The following is an 8,202-nucleotide window of genomic DNA, read 5'->3' as shown; positions in this document are numbered from 1 at the left end:
CAGGCGGGTCAGTGAATCGCGCAATTCACGCGGGTAACGTACATTGATTGGAAAACGCTGCAAACCTTCCACCGTTTCACCAATGTTCATGCCACCCACTGCGCTTGAAATAATCGATTGAATATCGGATATGTTCATGCCGTAGCGCGCAGCCAGGTCACGGTCAATATCAACATCCACATAGCGCCCGCCAGTAAGGCGCTCAGCGAATGCGCTACTCACTCCCTCTATATTTTTTACGGCCTTTTCAATGTTCACGGCCACCTTGTTGATGGTACCCAAGTCTGCACCCGTCACCTTCACACCCACCGGGCTTTTAATGCCAGTGGCCAACATGTCGATGCGGTTGCGAATAGGGGGCACCCAAATGTTGGTTAGGCCAGGTACGCGTACAATTTTGTCCAGCTCGTCTACCAACATATCGGCTGTCATGCCCTCTCGCCATTCACTTTTGGGCTTGAACTGAATGGTGGTTTCAAACATCTCCATGGGTGCGGGGTCTGTTGCTGATTCAGCACGTCCTGCTTTGCCGTAAACCGATTCGACTTCTGGTAGCGTGGCGATCAAGCGATCTGTTTGTTGCAACAACTCGGCAGCCTTACCTGCCGACAAACCAGGCAAAGCGGTGGGCATGTACAACAAATCGCCTTCGTCCAATGGCGGCATGAATTCACTGCCCAACTGGCTAAGCGGGTAGAAGCTGATTCCCAATAGTACCAAGGCTACCGCGACGGTGGTTTTTGGAAATTTCAACACGGCATCGAGTGCGGGGCGATACGCTGCAATCAAACCTCGATTGATTGGGTTCGAATTTTCATTGGGAATTTTTCCCCGAATCAGATACCCCATCAACACCGGGATCAGGGTAATGGCTAAACCCGCCGAGGCCGCCATCGCATAGGTTTTTGTAAACGCCAAGGGAGAGAATAAACGCCCCTCCTGTGCCTCTAGCGTGAAAACAGGGATAAAACTAAGCGTGATGATCAACAAGGAAGAAAAAAGCGCGGGCCCCACTTCAGTGGATGCGTCACCAATCACGCGCCAGCGCTCTGTGCCTGTTAATTCCTTGCCGGGGTTGTCATGCGCCCACTGTTCGAGATGCTTGTGCGCGTTTTCAATCATGACCAGCGCGGCGTCCACCATGGCCCCCACGGCAATCGCAATGCCACCCAGCGACATCACATTGGCATTCACACCTTGCTGCTCCATCACGATAAACGACACCAACACACCCAAGGGCAGGGAAACAATCGCCACAAACGCCGAGCGAAAGTGCAAAAGGAAAACCAGACACACCAGAGCCACTACGATGAATTCTTCAAGCAGTTTGAAACTGAGGTTGTCGATTGCGTTGTTAATCAGTGTAGAGCGGTCATACACTTCAACCATTTCCACTCCCTCGGGCAAACCAGGTTTCAGGCTTTCAAGTTTTGCTTTCACGGCATCAATGGTTTGTAAAGCATTTTTGCCTGTCCGCATCACCACAATGCCACCCACTGATTCGCCTTCGCCATTCAGTTCACCAATGCCGCGACGCATTTCCGGTCCAATCTGGATGCGTGCCACATCGCCAAGTTGCACCGGAATGCCTGTGGCACTGCTTTTTAAGGGAACCGAACGAAAATCATCCAGATTTTCCAGGTATCCCGTAGCGCGCACCATGTACTCGGCCTCACCCAGTTCAATCACCGAGCCGCCAGCTTCCTGATTAGCATCGTTGATGGCCTTGACTACTTCGTCCAGCGTAATGCCATAGCCCGCAAGTTTTTGGGGGTCGAGCACCACTTGGTACTGTTTCACGAAACCACCCACTGAAGCCACTTCGGCCACATTTTCGACTGTTTTCAATTCATAACGCAAAAACCAGTCTTGCAAAGCCCGCAGTTGCGACACATCCATATTGCCGGTGGTGTCTTGCAGGGCGTACTGGTACACCCAACCCACGCCTGTAGCATCTGGCCCCAAGGCACTTTTGGCACCAGCTGGAAGGCTGCTTTGCGCCTGGTTTAAATACTCCAGTACCCGCGAACGCGCCCAGTACAAGTCCACACCATCTTCAAAAATAATGTAGACAAAACTGTCGCCAAAAAACGAGAAGCCGCGCACGTCTCTCGCGCCGGGCACGGAAAGCATGGTGGTGGTGAGCGGGTAGGTCACCTGATTTTCAACAATTTGAGGGGCCTGCCCAGGAAAGCTGGTGCGCACAATCACTTGCACATCGGATAAATCAGGCAGCGCATCAAGCGGTGTTTTGTACACCGACACCACACCCCAGGCGCTGATCATGACTGTTGCGATCAACACCAGCAAACGGTTTGCAATTGACCAGCGAATAATGAAGGCAATCATTGTTTACCCCCGCTTTGTTTCATGCCGGAATTGCTTGGCTGAATTTGGATGACCTGGGGAATGTCCCCCTCCTGCATTTGAAACTCTATCTCGATCTGGTCTCCAATCCTCAGACTTTGAGCCGGCATTTTTGAGGGCTCTGGCAGCCTGAACTCCATGGTCATTTCAGGCCAGCCCAGGCTGGGTACTGGCGGGTGCTTTATGGTGACCGCATTTTCGCTCAATGACTCCACCACACCCGGTGTGCGGTGGGTACTTGTTGTGGAATCTGAATCAGTGCCGGGCGGATTCAAACGCGCTTCAAGCCCTCGCAAACTGGCTTCAGAGTCAATCAGGAACTGACCAGAAAGCACCACCTCCTGGCCGGGTTGCAGGCCTTCCAGCACCTCGGTTTTTCCATCAAATTCAATGCCAGTTTTGATTTCAACTGGCGTGAAGCGGCCTTCCTCATTGGCCAACATGACCACCGCACGGCGGCCGGTTTGTATTACTGCCTCCGAAGGAACAATCAATGTTTCTGGTCGGCTTGAATCCATGAAACGGGTTTGTACAAACATGCCGGGCAGCAGTTTCTGCTCTGGGTTCTTCAATACAATGCGGGCCAACACGGTGCGTGTGTTGCTGTTCAACTGTGGCAGCACAGCCTGCACCGTTCCCTCGAAACTACGCCCTGGCACAGCTTGGGCCTTGGCCACCACATTCACACCGGCTTTTACGTAAACAGACTGCCCCTCGGGCACCTCGGCTTGCACCCACACGGTGGACAGTCCGTTGATTTCCATCAGGGTCATGCCGGGCTGCACCGTCATGCCTTCACGCACCATCAGCTCAGTGATCACACCGCTGCGGGGTGCAACAATGGCCACACGGGGTTGTGTTCGCCCACTTTGCTCAACCTGCCGAATTTGTGCATTGCTCATGCCCACTTGCAACATGCGCTGGCGCGCAGCATCAACCAAGGGCTGCAAGTTCTCACCTTTCATTTTTTGCAGTGACAAGAATTCCTCTTGCGCAGCAATCCAGTCGGGCACATACACTGTTAACAGGGTTTGGCCTTGCCGGACTGAATCGAGCGTGGCAGTCACGTTCAGATTTTCCACATATCCCATAGCCCGGGATTGAATCACCACCCGCTCACGCTCGTTCCACTGCACAGAACCACTGGCGCTGATTTCTGGAGCCAACATGCCCATGGACACCGCCGCTGTGCGTATGCCCAGGTTTTGCTGAATGCGCGGACTTACCTTTACACTGCTACTGTCGGCTGAATCTGCGCCCGAATAGGCTGGTACCAGCATCATGTCCATGAAGGGGCTTTTGCCCGGGGAATCGAATTTGCGGCCAGGCACCATGGGGTCGTGGTAATACTGCACGGCCAACCCGGTTTCAGGATCGATATCGCCGGCCTTGATGCCGCTTTCCATGTGGCGGCGCGTGGCGGCTTCACCTTGCGGAATGTTCCAGCTGGAGGGATCTACCTTCCCACCATCGCTGGGTGCGGCGGAGTCAACTTTTACATCACTGCCACTAATAGGGGCTGACATCATGTCCATGCCCTGGTTCATGCCCAGTGCCCACAAACCATAACCCCCGCCAGCCAGCGCTGCCAATGCGAGGGTGCCAATCGCGATATGCGTCTTTTTCATTGTTGTACCTCTACAGGAATCAGGTATTCCAGTTGTGCCCAAAGTTGGGCAGTGTCCATTTGAATGCGCAGTTTTTCCATGCGCATGTCGATTTCCATTCGGCGCGCAGCCAGCACCTCGGCCAGGGTACCCGTGGCCCCTTGGTAAGCTGCGAGCGCGGCTTGCGTGCGCTGTTGGGTCAGCGGAATCAGGCTGCGATCAAAATCGCTGATTCGCTTCAAGTTACTTTTCCAGGTCTGTTGCCAGCGTTGTGTTTGCACCAAGAGTTCGCGGTGCAGTTCAATGCGCTCAGCCTTGGCCTTTGCGGCCATGGCATTGGCTGAGACCAGTGCCTGATTCTGCCGGTTGTCTTGGTCCACAAACAGTGGGCGTGATGCGCCAAAAGAAAGCATCTCAGAGAACGCGGGCCCACGCCCGGCATACATTACCGACAAGGTCCAGTCTGCGGACTTTTCCTGTTGCTTCACTTGAACCTCGGCAAGTGCAGTGGCCTCGACTTTTTCAAGGGCCAACACCTCCGGGTGGCGGTGAAGCTTTTCAAACAGGTCTGATGCCTGCAAGCGGGATTGCGTCAAGTCCACCGGGCCAGCGAGGGTTGCATCGGCTTGCTCACCCACCCAGCGCTGCAGTTCCGCTTGTGCATTATCCAGCAGGGTTTGTGTATCCTGAATTTTCAGGTCCATCAAACCAAGTTCTGTACGTGCTGCAAACACATCGGTTTGAGCTGTCTTGCCTGACCGGTACTGGGCATCAGCAGCCTCAATTTGCAACGCTAGTTCATTGCGTTGCGATTGCAGCAACAACAACATTTCCTGTAGGTACACGCGGTCCAGATAAGCCTGCGCTGTGGCGGTGCGCAATTTGCTCAACGCCTGAAACTTTCCGGCTTGAGCAAACTCAGCGCTTTTGTTGAACACATTGGCCTGAGCGTTGCGCTTGTCCTTTCGGGTAAATGTTTGGGAAACACCGACCCCACGCATGGTCATGAAATCAGCGGCGAGGCTGAACTGGTCTGGCCCGTTGGCAGGAATGTTGATCACTTCCAGATTCAACATGGGATCGGGCAGTTCACCTGCGGCAATCGCCTGGCTTTGTGCCGCTTTCGTGGCTGCGTCTTGCGCACGCAGTGCCTCTGATCGCTGCTCTGCCAAGGCAAGGGCTTGCGACAGGCTTAACACCCCACGCTCTTGCTGAGTCAACGCCTGCGCCAAAGTGTACTCTGTGGTGGCTGTATCTTGAGCCATGACATTGCCCATGAAAAATACTGCCACCAAAGCCACTGCAGCCAACGCCAATTTAATAAAGGTTGTTTTGCCCAACATGGGGGCCTCCTGCATGGTGTTCAAACCATGAGAAAAACGATAGAAACCGCAAGCAGTCAAGCATTGCGGCAGTTCGGGGGTTTCAACAGAAGTCAGGCCCGGGGCGGGCGATCGAGAGGAATTTGAAGCTGGGAGAGCAACAGTGTCTTCACTGATGGCACGTGCACGGGTGAAACACCCTGAGAGTCGAGAATTACTGCCTCATAGGCCAGCGAAGGAACCACACAACACACGGGCGAGCCTGCAAAACAACCTTCCTCCACATGTTGCGCCATCTCGTCCATTATGGCTGCTGGCGTAGTCTCTGATTGCAATGCATCCATCTCGGCGCAGCATGGCAACGCGTGCGCCAGGCTTTGAAAAAGCAGCGCAAACAACAATGCAGCGTGAATCAGCAATCGATGGGTCATGTGGCTTTCAATGGTAATTGCCTTGAAAAGGTAGCACACAGTCGATAAGCACAGCAAGAAATTTACGTTCATTGTCCATTACAAATTTGTAATGCAACTTAAAGCATCTGCTCATTCGTCCCTGCGTAATCAAAAGCATCGACCTCAGTAATGGCGATGCAAGCTAATGAAAGGGGTGAGGGTTGGCGTGAAATTCACGCCAACCCTGCACTTATTTGACACATCAATCATTTCAGCAGTTTTTCAGAATTTCGAAGTTTTTCTTTGGCTTCTAGATAACCGGCGTTGAACACCCAATGACGGTCATTCAGACCCAGTTGACCCACATTGCTTAGTTGCGGCGCGATGATCATTGTTGCCATTGGCATCTCAAGCTCTTTGATCCGGAAACTCGATATCAAAAAGGTTTGAAACATCACATCGGTCAGCGTAGAAACTTCTGCAAGTTCGGGTGGATACACCACATCCACGGCAAGAATGGGTAGTTTGCTCAAACGCTGCGCCGGGCCAATGGGTAGTGGTGAACTGGCTTGGCCATCGATGTAAAGACGTCCGTTGATCGAAGGTGGTGTGAAAATACCCGGAATTGTTGAAGAAGCCCGCACAGCCTGAGTAACATCGCCCGAATTGAAAACTACGGGATGACCGGTTTCCAGATCAGTGGCCACGATGGCAACTGGTTTTGAGAGATCTTCAAGCGTTTGAACGCCAAAATCACGACGCAATTGTCGCTCGAGAAACTGGCCAGAGAACACCCCTGCCTCGCCCTTCAAAACTGGCTGCCCCAGGTTGGGCAACACAGGTACAAACAGATCCCGGCTACTTAGTGAATCAGCACGTTGCATCATTTGATCGGCTGTATAACCCAACCCCCAGTAAGCGGCCACCACAGCGCCAGCGCTGGTACCAATCACCATTTTGGGCTCAAGCCCCTGTTCCTCAAGGGCCTTTAGAACTCCGATGTGCGCAAAGCCCCGAACACCGCCGCCGGAAAGAACCAATATGAAACCCTTCTCGAATTTCTGAGTGTAGGCGGCACGCTCGGCGCTAAACCAAGGTTCTCCCTTCACCGCAACAGTTGGTTTGTGACTTTCTGGCTGAATAAAATTTCCGATTGTTTGACAGGCGCAAAGCACCATTGCTGAACCAAGCAAACTCAGCATTAAACCCACTTTGCCCGCGATAACGGACCCAGCGGGAAATCCAGATTTGTTTTGCAATGGCGCTTCTCCTGATTACTGTTTCTTCTCGATGTGCGTGATATTCATGTTTTGATCCACAGCAAACAAAACGTTATCGCCCTTGTTCAGGCCTTCCAGTTGCGCAGCCTCTTTGGCCGAGAAAACCATGGTCATAGGTGGCATTTGAAGGTTTTTGATTTCGCCATGCTTCAACGTGACCTTACCAGTCTTCGGATCAATTTTTTTCACCTCGCCCTGCGTCATTTCCATGGTTTCCGACTGCTTCATCTGCATGCCTTCCATGGACTTTTGCTCACCGGCTTTACTTGAATGGACGCCGTGATCTCCCCCGGCAAAAACCGAAGTCGAAATTGACAATGCAAAGATAGAAGCGATTTTGATTAATTGAGTTTTCATGATTTTTCCTTTTCAGTGTTAACAACAATTGTTGGCTTATTTGCCTACGCGCAACGGCCCACGCATGCCAGCGTCAAAGTGGCCAGCAATCAGGCAGGCAAACTCAAATTCGCCACTTCGATTAAAGGTCCATACCATTTCCGTGGTTTTCCCCGGCGCCACATGCGCCATGTAGGGTTCGTCATGCGCCATGCCCGGAAACTTTTTCATTAAGCCTGCATGCTCCAGGTTCTTGTCTTTAGTCCCCAGAACAAACTCGTGCATCAGCTTTCCTTCGTTTTTCACAACAAATTTCACTGTTTCACCTTCCTTGAACTGCATTGAAGAAGGCTCAAAGCGCATGCTGTCGGACATCACCACTTTGACCGTTCGGCTTGCCTTGGTCGGAGTGCCGGCAATGCCCCAAGCGGTTTGCTCAAAAACAGTCTGTACATTGGTATCTGGCTTTTTGTGCTCCTCAGTGCCGTGTGCCAATACGGCTACTGGCAACAAAAGCCCCGCCCCAAGCAACAGCGATAGAGAATAATTTGCGAATGTTTTTTTCATGCTTAACTCCTTAGTGGTCCGAATGGGCTTTAGGTTTTCTGACCTTCAACTCGATTGTTTCCTGAGGTCGATTGCTGGATTTCATGGCGTGGCTAGCAACACCTGAAATTCCCGACTGCTCACCAACATCAATTCGACTGTGGAATTCAGACTTGCCTTTAGTTCGAATTAGCAAGACGACGCTCTTCTAGAGTTTGGCTTTGCAATTCACGCAGCACCTCCTGACGGGATTTTCCAGAGCGTGAGTTACCCCAATCACCGTGTGTGGTCCCATCACCGCTGGCTTCAGAACCAATGATGTTTGCGCTGTAGCCGCGAAATCCCTTGCTTG

The 8,202-nt window shown here is 52.4% G+C and carries 7 protein-coding genes; all 7 read right to left on the bottom strand.

All coding sequences use genetic code 11. The features are described 5' to 3' along the window. The coding region (locus tag A0129_RS15045; RefSeq protein ID WP_291716221.1) for a CusA/CzcA family heavy metal efflux RND transporter at positions 1-2,349 on the bottom strand (2,349 nt) is incomplete at its 3' end. Continuing rightward, a complete protein-coding gene (locus A0129_RS15040; RefSeq protein ID WP_291716220.1) occupies positions 2,346-3,995 on the bottom strand; it encodes an efflux RND transporter periplasmic adaptor subunit in 1,650 nt (549 codons plus the stop codon). The genes A0129_RS15045 and A0129_RS15040, both read right to left, overlap by 4 nt. After that, the gene (locus A0129_RS15035; protein WP_168426857.1) at positions 3,992-5,317 is read right to left on the bottom strand and encodes a TolC family protein; all 1,326 of its coding nucleotides are present in this window, start codon (positions 5,315-5,317) and stop codon (positions 3,992-3,994) included. The genes A0129_RS15040 and A0129_RS15035 overlap by 4 nt, the downstream gene beginning before the upstream one ends. A gap of 92 nt (positions 5,318-5,409) precedes the next feature. Next, entirely contained in the window at positions 5,410-5,799 is a 390-nt protein-coding gene (locus A0129_RS15030; RefSeq protein ID WP_291716219.1) for a hypothetical protein, read from the bottom strand. Between the two features lie 155 nt (positions 5,800-5,954). Then, positions 5,955-6,947: a patatin-like phospholipase family protein gene (locus A0129_RS15025; RefSeq protein ID WP_291716218.1), complete on the bottom strand. Its 993-nt coding sequence runs from the start codon at positions 6,945-6,947 to the stop codon at positions 5,955-5,957. A 15-nt stretch (positions 6,948-6,962) separates the two neighbouring features. Then, positions 6,963-7,325, bottom strand: a complete 363-nt coding sequence (locus tag A0129_RS15020) for a copper-binding protein (RefSeq protein ID WP_291716217.1) — start codon at positions 7,323-7,325, stop codon at positions 6,963-6,965. Between the two features lie 36 nt (positions 7,326-7,361). Continuing rightward, on the bottom strand, positions 7,362-7,871 hold the full coding sequence (locus A0129_RS15015; RefSeq protein WP_105027844.1) for a cupredoxin family protein: 510 nt from the start codon (positions 7,869-7,871) through the stop codon (positions 7,362-7,364). Positions 7,872-8,202 lie beyond the last annotated feature (331 nt).

This window comes from Limnobacter sp. CACIAM 66H1 (assembly GCF_001601825.1).
Taxonomy (GTDB): Bacteria; Pseudomonadota; Gammaproteobacteria; order Burkholderiales; family Burkholderiaceae_B; genus Limnobacter.
The sequence above is the reverse complement of the archived record's forward strand: the minus strand, read 5'-3'. Positions and strand labels throughout refer to the sequence as shown.